The organism is Streptomyces sp. NPDC059897 (assembly GCF_042730865.1).
In the GTDB taxonomy this organism is placed as follows: domain Bacteria; phylum Actinomycetota; class Actinomycetes; order Streptomycetales; family Streptomycetaceae; genus Streptomyces.
On the sequence record NZ_JBHWKQ010000004.1, the window covers coordinates 15,093 to 31,209 of the forward strand.

Consider the following 16,117-nt stretch of genomic DNA (forward strand, 5'->3'; position numbering starts at 1 on the left):
CGTCAGGAGCACCCCATGCGTGAAGCCGTCGTCTGTGAACCCGTCCGTACCCCCATCGGCCGCTACGGCGGCATGTTCACGTCGCTGACCGCCGTCGACCTCGGCGTCGCCGCCCTCAAGGGCCTCCTCGAACGGACAGGGCTCAACCCCGAGGTCATCGAGGACGTCGTCCTCGGGCACTGCAACGGCAACAGCGAAGCCCCCGCCATCGGCCGCGTCGTCGCCCTGGACGCGGGCCTGCCGGTGACCGTTCCCGGGCTCCACCTCGACCGCCGCTGCGGCTCAGGCCTCCAGGCCGTGCTGTACGCCGCCCAGCAGGTGCAGACCGGCGCGCACGAGGTCGTCGTGGCGGGCGGCACGGAGTCCATGAGCAACGCGGCGTTCTACTCGACCGACATGCGCTGGGGCGCGAAGGGCGCCGCCATCCAGCTGCACGACGGCCTCGCGCGCGCCCGCTCCACCGCCGGTGGCCGCCACTATCCGGTGCCCGGCGGCATGTTGGAGACGGCCGAGAACCTGCGCCGCGAGTACGCCATCCGCCGCGAGGAGCAGGACCGTCTCGCGCTCGCCTCCCACCAGCGCGCCGTGCGGGCGCAGGAGGACGGCACCCTCGCCGAGGAGATCGTGCCGGTGACGGTGCCGGGGCGCCGCCGCGGCGACGAAGGAGTGGTCGTCGACACCGACGAACACCCGCGCGCCGACACCTCGTTGGAGTCCCTCGGTCGCCTCAAGCCGATCCTGCGCCACTCCGACCCGGAGGCCACGGTCACCGCGGGCAACGCGAGCGGGCAGAACGACGCGGCGGCGATGTGTGTGGTCACCACCCCTGAGCGCGCCCAGCAGTTGGGGCTGCGGCCGCTCGTACGGCTGGTGTCGTGGGGTGTGGCGGGTGTGCCGCCGAGGACGATGGGCATCGGGCCCGTCCCGGCGAGCGCGGTGGCCCTGGACCGGGCCGGGCTCAGCCTCTCCGACATGGACCTGATCGAGCTGAACGAGGCGTTCGCGGCGCAGGCGCTCGCCGTGATGCGCGAATGGGGGTTCGGCGAGAAGGACCTGGAGCGCACCAACGTGCACGGCTCCGGCATCTCGCTCGGCCATCCGGTCGGCGCGACCGGTGTGCGGATGCTCGCCACACTGTCGCGCGAACTGCACCGCCGCGAGGCCCGGTACGGCCTGGAGACCATGTGCATCGGCGGCGGCCAGGGCCTGGCGGCGGTGTTCGAGCGGGTGGCGTCGTGACCACGGCGCTGGCGCGGGCGACGGCGCTGGTCGAGGCGCTGGAGGAGGTGGTGGCCAAGGCCTCCGCCCGGCTCGCCGCGGCGCCCGCGACGGACGACGACCAGACCGTCCCGTACGACATCGCCTCGGTGTCGTCGGCGGTCGCCGCCGCCCGCCACCTCCTCGACCTGGGGCCGCACAGCGACACCGAGGCCGACCTGGCACTGCTCTTCGCCGCGGACACGGCGGCCGATCTGACGGGACGTATCGCCGGTCGCGAGGCGCTGTGGGGCGCGGACGGGACGCGGGGGCTGGGCGCGGTCGCCGAGCAGATCGCGGCCGGGCGGGCGCCCGCGTTCCTCGACGCGGTCGCCGAACGTGTGCTGGCCGCCGGCGGGGAGGCGGCCCCGCGCCACCTCCCCGCCGAACTGCAGCTGGTGCGGGCCACGTTCCGGGACTTCGCCGAGGCGAAGGTGAAGCCGGTCGCCAACCGCATTCACGCGGGCGACGAGGACATCCCGGCCGACATCGTCGACGGCCTCTCGGAGATGGGCTGCTTCGGCCTGTCGATCCCCTCCGAGTACGGCGGCTTCGCCGAGGGCGGCGCGGACGAATTGCTCAGCATGGTCGTGGTGACGGAGGAGCTGTCACGGGCCTCGCTCGGCGCCGCGGGCTCGCTGATCACCCGGCCCGAGATCATCGGTACGGCGATCGCGCGCGGCGGCACCGAGGAGCAGCGGCGGCGCTGGCTGCCCCGCATCGCGACCGGCGAGAAGCTGTGCGCCGTCGCCGTCACCGAGCCCAACCACGGCTCGGACGTCGGCGGCATCACGACGACCGCCGTGCGCGACGGCGAGGACTGGGTCCTCAACGGCGTCAAGACGTGGTGCACCTTCGCGGGGCGCGCCAACTACCTTCTGGTACTTGCCCGTTCACACCCGGACCGTACGGCGGGCCACCGCGGGCTGTCCCTGTTCGTGGTCGAGAAGCCCTCCTTCCCCGGCCACGAGTGGGAGGTCACGCAGGACGGCGGCGGCACGGCGTCCGGCCGCGCGATCCGCACGCTCGGCTACCGCGGCATGCACTCGTACGAGGTCACCTTCGACGGCTTCCGGGTCCCGGCGGAGAACCTCATCGGCGCCGAAGAGGGCCTGGGCCGCGGCTTCTACCTCCAGATGCAGGCCTTCGCCAACGCCCGCCTGCAGACGGCGGCCCGCGCGGTCGGCGTCATGCAGTCGGCCCTGGAACTCGCCCTTGAGCACGCGCGGCAACGCCCCGTCTTCGGCCACCCGCTCACCGACTTCCAGCTCACCCGCGCCAAACTCGCCCGCATGGCGGCGCACATCGCGGCGTGCCGCGCCTTCACCGCGTCGGCCGCGCGGGCCATCACGGCGGGCGACGGCGTCCTGGCCGCCGCCCAGGTCAAACAACTGGCGTGCCGGGCGGCCGAGTGGGTCACCCGCGAGGCCCAGCAACTGCACGGCGGTTACGGCTACGCCGAGGAGTACGCGGTGTCCCGCCTCTTCGTCGACGCCCGCGTCCTGTCGATCTTCGAGGGGGCGGACGAGGTGCTGGCGCTGCGGGTGATCGCGCGGCAGTTGGCGAAGAGGGGGTGACGAGGTCTGATCCCCTCGCGGCCGTCGCCCTCATGGCCGGCCTCCCGCCACTGGCCCTGCCCGGGGCCCGCAAGCCATAGACCACGCTTATGGGTCCATAGGGAACGAGCCGCTAGCGGCCCGCACGCGACGCGCCGACGCTGAGAACATGACGACAACCGACACAGCAGTCAGCGCACGGCCCGGGGTGGTCAAGCCGACGTCGGCCGAATTCATGGAGGACACCGGTACCGGGCTCGACTTCGGTACGCGGGCGGACCGGATGCCGGGCCATCTCACCCCCAACGACCACTTCTTCGTCCGCAGCCACTCCCCCACGCCCCGGATCGACGCCGAGCAGTGGTCCCTGCGCATCGACGGGGATGCCGTCCGGTCGCCCGTCACCTTCGGTTACGACGATCTGTGGCGGGCGTTTCCGCTGGTCTCCGTCACGCGCACGATCGAGTGCGCGGGCAATCGGCGGGTGCTGTTCGGCAAGCAGCACGGGCAGCGCATCGCCGGTACGCCGTGGGGCCGCGGTGCGGTGAGCACCGCCGAGTGGACCGGCGTACGGCTCCGTGACCTGCTGGAGGCGGCGGGTGTGACCGGGGACGCGCACGACGTCATGCCGGTGGCCCTGGACGCGTGCGGGGCCCGCCGTCCGATGCCCCTGGGCAAGGCGATGGCCGACGACACACTCCTCGCCCTGGCCATGAACGGCGAGCCGCTGCCGCCGGACCACGGCTTCCCGGCCCGCGTCGTCGTCTCCGGCTGGCTGGGCGCGGCCAGCATCAAGTGGGTCGGCCGCATCGAGGTGTCGCGCAAGCAGATCCACGTCCCCTGGAACACCGAGGACTACGTCCTCATCGGCCCGGAACACCCGGCACACGGCCCCGTCCTGGGCACCCCCATCAACGAACTCCCGGTGACCAGCCTGGTGGAACTCGACTGGCCCGCCCACCTGAAGCCGGAGCCCCAGCTCGTACGGGGACGGTCCTTCGCCGGTGAGCAGCGCGTCGCCTCCGTGGCGTACAGCATCGACCGCGGGCCCTGGCGCGAGGCCCGGCTCACCGGCTCCCGGGAGGCGGGTGCCTGGACCCGCTGGCACTTCGACTGGACTCCTGACCCGGGCGAACACACCATCTCCGTCCGCGCCACGGACGACACCGGGCGCACCCAGCCGGCGCACGTCCCGTGGAACCGCCTCGGCTACCTCAACAACCAGATCCTGGAGCATCCGGTGCGGGTCGCCGAGGCGGTCACCGGCTGACTCGGTGCGGGGCGGCTACTTCTTGGGCAGCCAGCGCAGGGCCGCCGCGCCCAGGGCGAGGTGCAGGGCGCTCGCGACCAGCGCCACGACGTGCAGTCCGGCCAGGAAGGCCGCCTTGGCGTCCGCCTGGGCCGCGGCGTCGGCACCGGCCTTGAGGGTCTCGTCGAGGGTGGGCGCGAGGCCGGGGCCCTGGAGGCGGAAGACGAGGGCGGCCAGCGAGCCGAGGAGGGCGATGCCCAGCGCGTTGCCGATCTCGTTGCTGGTCTCGGCGATGGCGCCCGCCGCTCCGGCGCGCTCCGCGGGGACCGCGCCGACCGCGGTGTCGGCGACCACGGCGAAGGAGATGCCGTAGCCGATCCCGGCGACGGCCGTCGAGGCGACGTACCAGCCGATGCCGCCGGTGACGGTGGTGGCGAGCAGGGCGAGCAGCCCGGCCGCGATGGCGAAGTGCCCGGTGACCAGAACCTTCCGCTTGCCGACGCGGTCGACGACGGCGGGCACGACCACCGAGGTGACGGTGAGCACGGCCGCCCCGGGCAGCGCGAGCAGGGCGGCCCCGAGGACGTCGATGCCGAGGACGGACTGCAGGTGGACGCCGGTCAGATAGGCGGCGGCCGACCAGGCGGCCAGCGGGAGCAGACCGGTGATGATCGCGACGGTGAAGACGCGGTCCCGGAACAGCGAGAAGTCGATCAGTGGCTCGTCGAGCACCCGCTGCCGGTACGTGAACCAGGCGAGCAGCACGACCCCTACGGCCACGGAGACCACCGGCAGCACGGCGAGGCCCTCGGCGGCGAGGTGCTTGAGCCCGTAGATCGCGGACAGCAGTCCGGCGGCGGACGCGGCCACGCTGGGCACGTCGACACGGCCCGTCCGCGCGGCCCGTACCTCGCCCAGCAGGACCGGTGCGACGACCAGGAACAGCGCGACGACGGGCAGGTTCACCAGGAACACCGAACCCCACCAGAAGCGCTCCAGGAGCAGCCCGCCCGCGACGGGTCCCACCGCGAACCCCGCGGCGAACGTCGCCGCGAAGATCCCGATCGCCCTCGCCCTCGTCCGTGTGTCGGGGAACAGCTCGCTGAGCACGGCGAGCGCCGAGGGCAGGAGGGTCGCGCCCGCGACACCCATCAACACCCGGAAGGTGATGAGGAGTTCCGGCGTCGGCGCGAGGGCGGCGGCAGCGGAGGCGAGGCCGAAGACGGCGGTGCCCAGCATCAGCAGGCGCAGCCGCCCGTACCGGTCTCCGATATTGCCGAAGGCGATCAGCAGGGAGCCGACCGCGAAGCCGTAGCCGTCGAGGATCCACAGTGCCTGGCCCGCGCTCGGCTCGAGCGCCCGGGACAGGCTCGGCATGGCGAGGAAGAGGATCGAGCCGTCCATCGAGACCAGGAGGACGGGGCCGAGGACCGCGAGGAGGCCGAGCCAGGAACGCAGGCCGGTGCGCCGGGACGGTGCCGTGTCCCGCGGGGGTGTCTGTGTCGTCGTCATGGCCACCACGTTCGGCGCCGGTCACGGCGGCAGCCATCCCACTGGCGTGGGTACACCTCGCGGGTACACCCTCCGGTCCCCCGTTTCCCTCCTCGGCGGCCTACCGTCTGAGGCATGGAGAGCATGGGAGCGTTCCTCAAGAACCGCCGCGACCGGGTCACACCCGACGACGTGGGCCTGCGCACGTACGGCACCTCGCGGCGGGTCCCAGGTCTGCGGCGCGAGGAACTGGCCCAGCTCGCGGGCGTCAGCGCCGGCTACTACACGCGGCTGGAGCAGGGGCTCGCCGAGTCCGCGTCGGAGCAGGTCCTCGACGCGCTGGCGCGGGTGCTGCGGCTCGACGACGTGGAGAGCGCCCATCTGCACAACCTCGCCCGCAGGACCGGGCGTTCGCGGCTCGTCGAACCCCCGGCCGAGACACCGGACGCCCGTGTCCTCGCGCTCCTCGCCGCCATCGACGAGGCCACCCCGGCGGTGATCCTCGGCCGGCGCGGCGACATCCTGGACTGGAACCGCGCAGGTCACGCCCTGTTCGGGCAGGACGCCGACTTCGACGCACCCCGGGACCCGGACCGCCGCCCTTCGGTGGTCCGCGGATTCTTCCTGGACCCCGAGGCGCGCGACTTCCACCACAACTGGGCCGAGCTCGCCGAGATCCACGTCGGCTATCTGCGGCTCACGGCGGGCCGCTACCCCACCGACGCACGGCTCGCCGCGCTGCTCGGCGAGATCATGATGGGCAGCGACGCGTTCGCCGAGCTGTTCGCCGCGGGCCACGTCCGCGACTGCACGACCGCGCCCATGCACCTCCAGCACCCGCGGGCGGGCGCCCTCAGCGTCACGTACCAGGTCTGGCTCCAGCCCGACAACCCCGACCACCGCCTGGAGTTGTACACCCCCAACGACCCGGGCTCGGCGAACGCGCTGCGTGAACTGCTCGACGCGCGGCCGGGCGGGCGATAGCGACGCCCTATACCCGGTGCGCGAGCTCCGTCCCCGAGGCCAGCCGCCGTGCGTTGTCCGCCGCGATCGCCACGCAGCGCTCCAGTGTCTCGGCGGTCAGCCAGGCCAGGTGAGGTGTCACGACCACGTTGGGCAGGGTGAGCAGCGGGTTGTCCGGGGCGACGGGTTCCTGGGCGAACACGTCGAGTCCGGCCGCCCCGAGGCGCCCGCTCCGGAGGGCGTCGACGAGGGCCGGTTCGTCGACGAGGGCGCCGCGGGCCGTGTTGACGAGGACGGCGCCCGGTTTCAGCAGGCCGATGCGGCGGGCGTCGAGCAGCCCTTCGGTGTGTTCGGTGAGCGGCAGGTGCAGCGATACGACATCGGACTCGGCGAGCAGCTCGTCCAGGGGGCGCCAGGGTGTCCCGGCGTCCGTGCCGCCGCCGGAGCGGTCGTGGCGCAGGACCCGGGCGCCGAGCGCGCCGAGCACCGGGGCGAGGCGGCGGGCGACCTGGCCGTAGCCGATCAACCCGACGGTACGGAACCCGAGTTCGCCCAGGTGCTCGGCCTGCGCGGTCTCCAGGGGCCAGCCGTGGCCGGCCCGGGTGGCCGCGTCGAGCGGGACCACGCGGCGCAGCGCGGCGAGCAGCAGCGCGAGGGTGGCCTCGGTGACCGCCTGGGCGTTGGCGCCGGGCATGTTGGCGACGGTCACGTTCCGCGCGCGGGCCCGCTCCAGGTCGATCGTGTTGACTCCGGTGCCGAGCTTCTGGATCAGCCGCAGCCGGGGCGCGCGCTCCAGGTCGGCGGCGGTGACGGGGCGCAGGACGTGCCAGAGCACCTCCGTGTCGGGCAGCAGCTCGGCGAGCCGTGTCTCGTCGTCCTCCGCACACCAGCGCACGTCGAGCCCGTCGAGGTGGCGGGCGAGGCGGGTGCGCAGGGCGGGCGGCGGGTCCAGGTGGGCGAGGATCCGGATCGGGGTGTCGCCGGTGTGCGGTGTGGTCATGCCAGGCCTCCCGCCGTGGCAGCGTCGGCCGGGCCGGGGGGCGTCGCACCGCGCCGGGCGAGTCCGAGCCCGCCCCAGCCGACGGCGAGGTGTGCGACGGAGGTGTCCTCGGGCGCCCGTCTCGACCTCGACAGCTCGTACATCCCTGAACCCCTCATGACAGGACGACAGTTCAGCAATTCTGAACCTGACGTTATATTCAGGAAACGGGCGAGGGCAAGACCACGCCGGACGTCTCCGGCGCGGCCGTCGACTCCCGTACGACCAGTTGTGTCGCCAGTTCCACGCGATGCGTGTCGGGCTGCTCGCCGCGTGCCTGGCGCAGGACGGCGCGCAGGGCCGCCCGGCCCATCTCCTGCAGGGGCTGGGCGACGGAGGTGAGTGCCGGGACGGAGTCGCGGGCGAGGGCCGTGCCGTCGAAGCCGACGAGGCTGAGGTCCTCCGGCACCCGGACGCCGCGCCTGCGGGCCTCGCGCAGGACACCGACGGCGATGGCGTCGTTGCCCGCGAAGATCGCGGTCGGCGGGTGGGTGCGGGACAGCAGCGCCGCCAGCCCCTCGATGCCGTACTCGGCGCGGAAGCGGCCGTGCAGGACGAGGCCGGGGTCGGCCTCGATGCCGTGCGAGGCGAGCGCGGACAGGTGGCCGTGCAGGCGCGCCTGGTTGCACTCGATCGCCTCCGGGCCGCCGAGGTAGCCGATGCGGCGGTGGCCGAGGCCCAGGAGGTGTTCGGTGGCGGCCTTGCCGCCCGCCCAGTTGGCGGCTCCGACACTGACGACGTCGGCGGGCGGCGGGTTGTAGGAGTCGATGACGACGACGGGGATCTGCCGGCGCAGGAGGGCGGAGAGGCCGGGCTCGCCGTAGGCGGAGGTCACGACGATGACTCCGGCGCGGCCCTCGTTGATGATGCGCTGCGCCTTGCGGTCGAGGCCGGGTTCGGCGGCGCGCCGCCGTCCGGTGGTGCTGACGACGACCTCGACGCCGGTGCTCGCGGCGTGGTCGAGGATGCCGTTGAGCAGCGCCGAGGGGTACGCGGAGTCGACCGTGTCGAAGGCGACCTCGACGACGTCGGGTCCTGCGGGCCCCCTGCGCTGGGACGGCGAGCGGTACCCGGCCTCCTCCAGCGCGGTCAGCACCTTCGCACGGGTCTCGTCGGACACGTCGGCCCGGCCGTTGACGACCTTGGACACCGTGGCCGTGGAGACTCCGGTGCCGCGTGCGATGGCGGCCAGGGTCGGCTTCGCCGAGGAGGGCGGAAGTGGCACGGGGCCTCCTGGTTCACGAAACATTTTCGGTCACGGCAGCGTGCTGTGCGGGGCGGCCGACGTCAACCCCGAGCGCCAAATCCCTCCGCCGCACGCCCTCTTGACCTCCCCCGTCGCCACTTCTACGGTTCCTGAGTCGCGAACCATCCTCGAAACTTTTCGACCCTTGCAGCAGAGGAGTCCAGTGACGACCACCGCCAAGAAGGCACTCGTCGTACGCGGCGGCTGGGACGGGCACCAGCCCGTCGAGGCCACCGACCTGTTCATCCCGCATCTCAGGGCCCACGGCTACGAGGTACGCGTCGAGGACTCGCCCAAGGTGTACGCCGACGCCGCGTACATGGCCGGCGTGGACCTGGTGATGCAGTGCATGACGATGTCCACGATCGAGCGCGAGGAGTTCGCGGGGCTGCGGGCGGCCGTCGAGAACGGCACCGGGCTCGCCGGCTGGCACGGCGGGATCGCCGACTCCTACCGGAACACCGCGGACTATCTGCACCTCATCGGCGGCCAGTTCGCCTGCCACCCCGGCAAGCACCCGGACGAGCGCAAGGGCGAGCAGGCGGACAACTACGTCCCGTACACCGTGAACATGCTCGCCGCCGCGGCCGATCACCCCATCACCGAGGGCATCGAGGACTTCGACCTCGTCACCGAGCAGTACTGGGTCCTCGCGGACGACTACATCGACGTGCTCGCCACCACCACGCAGAAGATCCGCGCCTGGGACCCGTGGCACCGGGAGGTCACCTCGCCGGCCATCTGGACCCGCAGGTGGGGCAAGGGCCGCGTCTTCGTGTGCACACCGGGCCACCACGTCGAGGACCTGGAGCATCCGAGTGTGCGCACCATCGTGGAGAGGGGCCTGCTGTGGGCGAGCCGGTGAAGGCGGGTGAGCCGGTGAAGGTGAGTGAGCCAGTGAAGGCGGGTCAGCCGATGAACGTCGGCATCGTCGGGTGCGGGACCATCGTGGGCCAGTATCTGGCCACCCTGCGCGGGCTTCAGGGCGTCAGGCTCGTCGCCGTCGCCGACCTGGACGCCGAGCGGGCGCGCGCGGTCGCGAAGGAGTGGGGCGGGGACGTCCGCGCGGTCACCGTCGACGAGTTGCTCGCCGCCGAGGACGTGGACCTCGTCCTGAACCTCACCGTCCCCGCCGCGCACGCCGAGGTGGCCCTCAAGGCGATCGCGGCCGGCAAGCACGTGTACGGCGAGAAGCCCCTCGCGGCCACCACGCACGAGGCCCGCCAGGTGTTGCGGGCCGCCCAACAGGCCGGGGTCAGCGTCGGCTGCGCGCCGGACACCGTCCTCGGCACCGGCATCCAGACCGCCCGCAAGGCCATCGACGACGGGCTCATCGGCCGCCCCGTCGCGGCGACGGCGACGATGGTGACACCGGGCCACGAACGCTGGCACCCCGACCCGGACTTCTACTACGCGCCGGGCGGCGGGCCGCTCCTCGACATGGGCCCGTACTACGTCACGGCCCTGGTCACCCTCCTCGGTCCGGTCGCCTCGGTGATCGGGGCCGCGAGCCACACCCGTTCCGAGCGGGAGATCGGCAGCGGTCCGCGGGCCGGTGAGCGGGTGCCGGTCTCGGTCGACACACATGTCACGGGGGTCCTCGTCCACGAGTCGGGCGCGCTGTCGACGCTCGTGGTGAGCTTCGACGCGGTCGCGACCCACTCCGCGAACATCGAGGTTCACGGGCCGCTCGGCTCCCTGGCGGTGCCCGACCCGAACCACTTCGACGGGGACACACGCGTGTTCCGTCTCGGCGCCGACACATGGGAGGCCCTCCCCGTCTCGGCCGGTTACGTCGCCTCCGGCCGCGGCTACGGCATCGCCGACCTGGCCGCCACACCCCCGGCGCACGAGCCACGTGCGTCGGGCACGCTCGCGTACCACGTCCTGGACATCATGGAGTCCCTGCTCGCCTCGGCGGCGAGCGGCGCCGCCGTCCCGGTCTCCAGTCGTGCCGCGCGTCCGGACGCGGTCCCGCTCACGAACCTGTCCCCGACGGGAGCCTGAGGGCAGGCCCTGGAGACGGCAACGGCGACGGTTCCGGGAGCACGGACGCCCAGGCGAACGGCGGGTCGGGCAGCTCGCGCCGCAGCACCGCGGCGGCCTCGGACTGGAACAGTGCGAGCGACGACCGGTGTTGATGGTGCGTCAGCCCGTCGCCGTCCGCCTGCACATGCAGCACGGAGTGCCCGAACCTCTCGTGGTAGCGGTGCACCTTCTCGACGACCTGCCCCGGGCTGCCGATCAAGGCCGAACTGCGCTCGACGAAGTCCTCCACGGTCTCGAAGACCACCGGGAGCCCGGACCGCCGCTGGAACGCCAGCGTCGCCTCGAAGATCGGCCGGTAGACCTTCACCGCCTCCTGGGAGGTGCGGGCCACGAAGAGACCGGCCGTACCGGCGCCGACGGCGAGCTTCGCCGGGTCGTGGCCGTAGTGCTCCCAGCGCTCGCGGTAGTGGCGGATCAGCTCGGCGTACGGCTCGATCGGGTTGGTGACGTTCGCCGAGAACAGCGGGTCGCCGTAACGGGCCGCGAGCTCCACCGATTCCTTGCTGGTGGCGCTGCCGTGCCAGACCCGGACCGGCCGCTGGTACGGCCGCGGCCACACCTCGGCGTCCGTCAGCGGCGGCCGGAACCGGGTCGCCGCGGTGACCTTGTCCTGCCGCCAGAGCTTCCGGAACACCTCGTAGCTCTCGGCGTTGCGGTCCCACTGTTCCTCGGGCGTGACGTGGAACAGCTCGCGCTGGGCGGTCCCGTTGCCCTTGCCGATGATCAGGTCGAGGCGTCCCTCGGACAGGTGGTCGAGCGTGGCGTAGTCCTCGTAGGCGCGCACGGGGTCCAGGAGGCTGAGCGTGGTGACCGCCGTGAACAGGCGGATGCGCCTGGTCAGCGCGGCGATGTGGCTGAGCACGACGGTCGGCGACGAGGAGATGAACGGCCGCTCGTGCCGCTCCCCCACACCGAATCCGTCGAACCCCAATTCCTCCGCGAGCACGGCGTGTTCGAGCACCTCGCGGAACCGTTCGTGGGTCGACTTCCACACACCCGTGACCGGGTCGGGCCGGTGCGTGATCAGGGTGATGGCGAGGAACTTCACGCCGCCACCTGCTCACCGCGTACGTCGTGGGTGGAGCCGGCGGAAGCGGCGGTGCCGGCAGGGGGCGCGGCAGATGCGGGCATGACGGGTTCGGGCACGGCGGGTTCGGGCATGGCGGACCTCATGATCTACGAGAGGGGGCGCGGAGGCGCACGGGACCCCCGGCAACCGGGGGCCTACGCACTCAACAGGGCGCAGGCGAAGGACAGTTCGGTGCCGGGACGGGGCGGCGAGTGATCAGCCGGGGAACCGACACAGTGCGGCAGCGACGCGGACGAGGTCCACGGTGCGGCGACGCGTCAGAGGCTCCAGCGGTGACATGGCGCGATGCAAACACGCGGGGCGTGAGGGTGTCAACGGCGCCTGTGCGGAGGCCGGCCGTCGGCGCGTTCCCGGTCCGCCGGGCGCCGCACTGACATCATGGCGCCGGTACGGCGGAGGACAAACCACGGGGGCATGGAATGCGTGACGGCAAGGTCGCGATCGTAGGCGGAAGCATCGCAGGGTGTGCGGCGGCGCTCGCGCTGCGGCGGGGCGGGGCAGGCGAGGTCACCGTGTACGAGCGCGCGTCGGGCCGCCTGGCCGACCGCGGCGTGGGCCTCGCCATGCACAACGCCCGTTACGCGGAGCTGGAGTCGGCCGGCCTCGTCGACGCGTCGATGCCGTGGCACCAGGTCACCCGCCGACGCTGGTACGTGCGCGACGGCGCGGGGGCGAACGGCCCGCTGGGCCGGGAGCTGGCCGTGATGCCGTTCCCGTTCCGCACGTACAACTGGGGCCCGCTCTGGCGGGAGTTGCGGCGACGGGTGCCTCAGGAGGCCGACTTCCGGCACGGTTCGGCCGTCGAGGCGGTCGAGGTGACGACACGCGGTGCCGAGGTGCACGCGGCCGGGCGCACCGACCGCTACGACGTGGTGATCGGCGCGGACGGCTACCGCTCGGCGGTCCGCGCGGCCGTGCACCCCGAGGTCGGGCCGGGGTATGCCGGTTACCTGGCCTGGCGCGGCGCGTACCCGACGGAACGGCTGCGCGATGCCGGGCTGTGGCCCGAGGACGAGTGCGCGTACGTCGTCTTCCCGGGCGGCCATCTGATCGGGTACCGCATCCCGGACCCCGCCACCGGCGGCCTCCGGGTCAACTGGGTGCTCTACACGGCTCCGCCGCCCGGCCTCGACCAGGGCCTGGAGACACCCACCACCTTGCACCCCGGCACGGCGGGCGACGGGCTGCGCGCCCATCTCGCGTACGTCGCCGACGAGTTGCTGCCCGACTTCTGGGGCGACCTGGTGCGGGAGACGACGTACGACGAGCTGTTCCTGCAACCCCTCTACGACTTCACGGCGCCGCGTTACGCGGTAGACAGGGCGCTGCTCATGGGCGACGCCGCCACGGTCGCCCGGCCACACACGGGCGCCGGCGCCGTCAAGGCACTGCAGGACGCGACCGCCCTCCAGTCGGCGCTGACCTCCGCGTCGACCTGGCCCGAGGCCCTCTCCGCGTACGACACCGACCGCGCGCCCACCGGCCGGGTCATGGTCGACCTGGGGCGGCGGCTCGGCCGGAGCCTGGTCCAACAGACGCCGGACTGGCAGGCCCTCGACCAGGCAGGGCTGGAGACCTGGTGGCAACAGGCGGACGGGACAGGGGCGTTCGGCGGACGACAGCTCGGCGGCTCGACCACCTGATCGCCCGGCCGTCAGCCGAGCAGGCGGTCGACCAGGCATGTGGGCACACATTTCGGGCATCCGCGCAGTAGCGGCACCCGCCGGACAGCACACCCCGACGTGGCGCCGACAGGCGTGGGGGAGGGAAGCTCCCCTTCCCTCCCCCACGCGACGCCCTGCACGGGGCGGAGAGTGCGGGAGGCCGCTCCGCTCAGCACGTGACAGGGCATGAGCTGGAGCCGCCCATGGTCGGCGACGCGGCCCCAGCGGCCCATGGTCTGCAGGTCTGCAGGTCTGCACAAAGGGGCCCAGGGACAGGGGGCCGTGGCGGCGCTTCGGCGACCGCTGCCATCGAACGTACAACCGTTACCCGGAGTCCGTCAGGCCGTCCGCGCGAGAACCTCCCGTACGTCGCGCGCGGCGGCCGGGACCGGGCGAGTCACCGGCCGGGCGTGTCACCGTGGGACTCGAGCACCGTCGAGAGAGTGGCGGCGAGGAGCCCGCGGCCCTCGGCGTCGAGCCCCCGCAACAGGCGGTCCTCGTTGGCCAGGTGAAGGGGAAGGACCCGGTCGATCACCTCGAGCCCGTGCGGAGTGAGGCGGATCCTGACGGACCGGCGGTCGGCGGCGTCGGGCACGCGCGTGACCAGATCCTTGGCGGCCATGCGGTCGACGCGCAGGGTGATCGCCCCGGTGGTGACGAGCGAGGACCTGAGGAAGGTCTTCGCGGTCAGCTCGAAGGGCTCCCCGGAGCGGCGCAGCGTGGAGAGGATGTCGAACTCGCCCGGCTCCAGGCCGTGCCCGGCGAGAAAGTCCTTGATCTCCTTGTCCCACAGCCGGGACAGCCGCATGACCCGGCCCACGACGCCGATCGGCGAGAAGTCGAGGTCGGGGCACTCCCGACGCCACTGCTCAAGCACCGACTCCACCGCATCCGCCATGAGTTCTCCCATTCTCGTCGTGCCGCGCACCGTGCCGTCGCGGCCACCACGGTCGCCACAGTCGTCACGGCCGTCACAGATAGCTTAGCGCTCATTTAATTGACACTCACCCAACCATCCTTTAGCTTAGCGCTCACTTAATCAGTCCTCGCTGAAGGAGCCGGTCATGCCGTTCACCGCCGCACGCAACTCCCGCGTCCACTACGAGGTCGACGGCCAGGGCCCCGCCCCCGCTCTCGCCCTGGTCCACGGCGTCGGCGGCGACGCCGAGAAGGTCTTCGGCAACGTCGTGGGCCACTTCGCCGGCACCCGCACCGTCGTCCGGCCCAACCTCAGCGGCAGCGGGGCGACCGAGGACGGCGGCGCCGCGCTCACCGTCGACCTGCTCGCCGACCAGATCACGGCGGCGGTCACCGACTCGTCCGAAGGACCCGTGGACCTGCTGGGCTTCTCCCTCGGCGCCGTCGCGGCGGCCGCGGTCGCCGCGGCCCGTCCCGCGCTGGTGCGCCGGCTCGTCCTCGTCGCCGGCTGGACGCACTCCGGCGGACCGCGCGACAACTACTACTTCGAGACCTGGCGCAAGCTACTGGCCACCGACCGCGAACTGCTCAAGCGGTTCTCGGCGCTGACCGGCTTCAGCGCCGCGACGCTCGACCGGTTCGGCCACGACGGACTGGCCCAGTCGCTGGCCGACCCCTGGCCGCCGGCCGGGATCGTCCGCCAGATCGACCTCGCCGGCCAGGTGGACATCAGGCCCCAGCTCCCCGCGATCACCGCGCCGACGCTGGTCGTCGGCTTCGGCGGCGACGCCATGATCCCCGTCGAGGGCTCCCGGCAGCTGCACGAAGGCATCGCGGGCAGCCGGCTGGTGGAGATCCCCGGCGCGGGCCACATGGACTGGTTCGCCGATCCCGCCCAACTCGTCAAGCTCACCAGCGACTTCCTCGACGGCTGACCCCGTCGCCCTCCCGTCGACCGTCTCCCGCCCCCTTCTCGTGCCCGTCAGCCCAAGGAGTGACCGTGTCCTACCCCGACCCCCGCTACTTCGGTGAACACGGCGAGATCAACGCCGACTTCCGCCCCGCGACCGCCCCGCCCGACTTCGTCTCCCAGCCCGTCACCACCGACGGCGCCGGCCCCGACGTCTCCCGGGGCACCGCCTACCACTACCTGTCCACCACTGTCTCCACCGGCGGCGAGTACGGCCTCTACCGGGTGGACATGGGCCCGGAGTTCGGCGGACCCAGCACGCACTTCCACAAGGCCATGTCGGAGTCGTTCTTCATCCTGTCCGGCACCATGCGGCTCTTCGACGGCCGCCGCTGGATCGACGCCACCTCGGGCGACTACCTGTACGTGCCGGTCGGCGGGCTGCACGCCTTCCGCAACGAGTCCGGCGAACCCGCCTCCATGCTCATGCTCTTCGCGCCCGGCGCGCCCCGCGAGGACTACTTCGAAGGCGTCGCCCAGCTCGACGGCCTCAGCCCCGAGGAACGCGCGGAGTTCTTCGTCCGCCACGACAGCTTCTTCGTGTGACGCGGCGCAGCGGACCGCCGCGCCGCCCCCTCGCCACCGTTCGACCGCTCCAGCCGCACACCCTCCTCCCCGGAAAGGC

The 16,117-nt window shown here is 72.7% G+C and carries 14 protein-coding genes; 9 read left to right on the forward strand and 5 right to left on the reverse strand.

The genetic code is table 11. The annotated features are described in order from the left end of the window. Positions 1–15: 15 nt before the first annotated feature. The 3 genes from ACFV9W_RS06140 to ACFV9W_RS06150 all read left to right on the forward strand — a co-directional run bounded on the left by ACFV9W_RS06140 (position 16) and on the right by ACFV9W_RS06150 (position 4,083). Positions 16–1,239, forward strand: a complete 1,224-nt coding sequence (locus ACFV9W_RS06140) for an acetyl-CoA C-acetyltransferase (RefSeq protein ID WP_385756086.1) — start codon at positions 16–18, stop codon at positions 1,237–1,239. Then, complete coding sequence (locus tag ACFV9W_RS06145; RefSeq protein ID WP_385756088.1) at positions 1,236–2,834, forward strand: acyl-CoA dehydrogenase family protein; 1,599 nt, start codon at positions 1,236–1,238, stop codon at positions 2,832–2,834. The genes ACFV9W_RS06140 and ACFV9W_RS06145 overlap by 4 nt, the downstream gene beginning before the upstream one ends. Positions 2,835–2,982: 148 nt before the next feature. After that, positions 2,983–4,083, forward strand: coding sequence for a sulfite oxidase (locus ACFV9W_RS06150; RefSeq protein ID WP_385756090.1), 1,101 nt, complete (start codon positions 2,983–2,985; stop codon positions 4,081–4,083). A gap of 15 nt (positions 4,084–4,098) precedes the next feature. Here the strand turns inward: ACFV9W_RS06150 and ACFV9W_RS06155 are convergent, their stop codons facing one another. Next, complete coding sequence (locus ACFV9W_RS06155; protein ID WP_385756092.1) at positions 4,099–5,574, reverse strand: MFS transporter; 1,476 nt, start codon at positions 5,572–5,574, stop codon at positions 4,099–4,101. Between the two features lie 114 nt (positions 5,575–5,688). Here ACFV9W_RS06155 and ACFV9W_RS06160 point away from each other — a divergent pair, with 114 nt between their 5' ends. Further along, positions 5,689–6,537: a helix-turn-helix transcriptional regulator gene (locus ACFV9W_RS06160; RefSeq protein ID WP_385756094.1), complete on the forward strand. Its 849-nt coding sequence runs from the start codon at positions 5,689–5,691 to the stop codon at positions 6,535–6,537. Between the two features lie 7 nt (positions 6,538–6,544). Here the strand turns inward: ACFV9W_RS06160 and ACFV9W_RS06165 are convergent, their stop codons facing one another. Next, complete coding sequence (locus ACFV9W_RS06165; RefSeq protein ID WP_385756095.1) at positions 6,545–7,516, reverse strand: 2-hydroxyacid dehydrogenase; 972 nt, start codon at positions 7,514–7,516, stop codon at positions 6,545–6,547. 199 nt (positions 7,517–7,715) lie between these two features. Further along, the gene (locus ACFV9W_RS06170) at positions 7,716–8,780 is read right to left on the reverse strand and encodes a LacI family DNA-binding transcriptional regulator (RefSeq protein ID WP_385756096.1); all 1,065 of its coding nucleotides are present in this window, start codon (positions 8,778–8,780) and stop codon (positions 7,716–7,718) included. 184 nt (positions 8,781–8,964) lie between these two features. On the opposite strand from ACFV9W_RS06170, the gene ACFV9W_RS06175 reads away from it, so the two are divergent. Then, the gene (locus ACFV9W_RS06175) at positions 8,965–9,666 is read left to right on the forward strand and encodes a ThuA domain-containing protein (protein WP_385756097.1); all 702 of its coding nucleotides are present in this window, start codon (positions 8,965–8,967) and stop codon (positions 9,664–9,666) included. Positions 9,667–9,686: 20 nt separating this feature from the next. Continuing rightward, positions 9,687–10,808 carry a Gfo/Idh/MocA family protein gene (locus tag ACFV9W_RS06180; protein WP_385756099.1) on the forward strand — a complete coding sequence of 374 codons (1,122 nt, stop codon included), beginning with the start codon at positions 9,687–9,689 and terminating at the stop codon, positions 10,806–10,808. On the opposite strand, the gene ACFV9W_RS06185 is transcribed toward ACFV9W_RS06180, so the two are convergent. Beyond that, positions 10,780–11,898: an LLM class flavin-dependent oxidoreductase gene (locus ACFV9W_RS06185; RefSeq protein ID WP_385756100.1), complete on the reverse strand. Its 1,119-nt coding sequence runs from the start codon at positions 11,896–11,898 to the stop codon at positions 10,780–10,782. The genes ACFV9W_RS06180 and ACFV9W_RS06185 overlap by 29 nt on opposite strands. 461 nt (positions 11,899–12,359) lie before the next feature. On the opposite strand from ACFV9W_RS06185, the gene ACFV9W_RS06190 reads away from it, so the two are divergent. Continuing rightward, positions 12,360–13,583 (forward strand): FAD-dependent monooxygenase, encoded by a 1,224-nt coding sequence (locus ACFV9W_RS06190; protein WP_385756102.1) that lies wholly within the window; start codon positions 12,360–12,362, stop codon positions 13,581–13,583. A gap of 418 nt (positions 13,584–14,001) precedes the next feature. Here ACFV9W_RS06190 and ACFV9W_RS06195 read toward each other — a convergent pair whose 3' ends face one another. Further along, positions 14,002–14,502: a MarR family winged helix-turn-helix transcriptional regulator gene (locus tag ACFV9W_RS06195; RefSeq protein WP_385756104.1), complete on the reverse strand. Its 501-nt coding sequence runs from the start codon at positions 14,500–14,502 to the stop codon at positions 14,002–14,004. Between the two features lie 166 nt (positions 14,503–14,668). On the opposite strand from ACFV9W_RS06195, the gene ACFV9W_RS06200 reads away from it, so the two are divergent. Beyond that, complete coding sequence (locus tag ACFV9W_RS06200; RefSeq protein WP_385756106.1) at positions 14,669–15,457, forward strand: alpha/beta fold hydrolase; 789 nt, start codon at positions 14,669–14,671, stop codon at positions 15,455–15,457. Between the two features lie 59 nt (positions 15,458–15,516). After that, positions 15,517–16,038 (forward strand): cupin domain-containing protein, encoded by a 522-nt coding sequence (locus ACFV9W_RS06205; RefSeq protein WP_385756108.1) that lies wholly within the window; start codon positions 15,517–15,519, stop codon positions 16,036–16,038. Positions 16,039–16,117 lie beyond the last annotated feature (79 nt).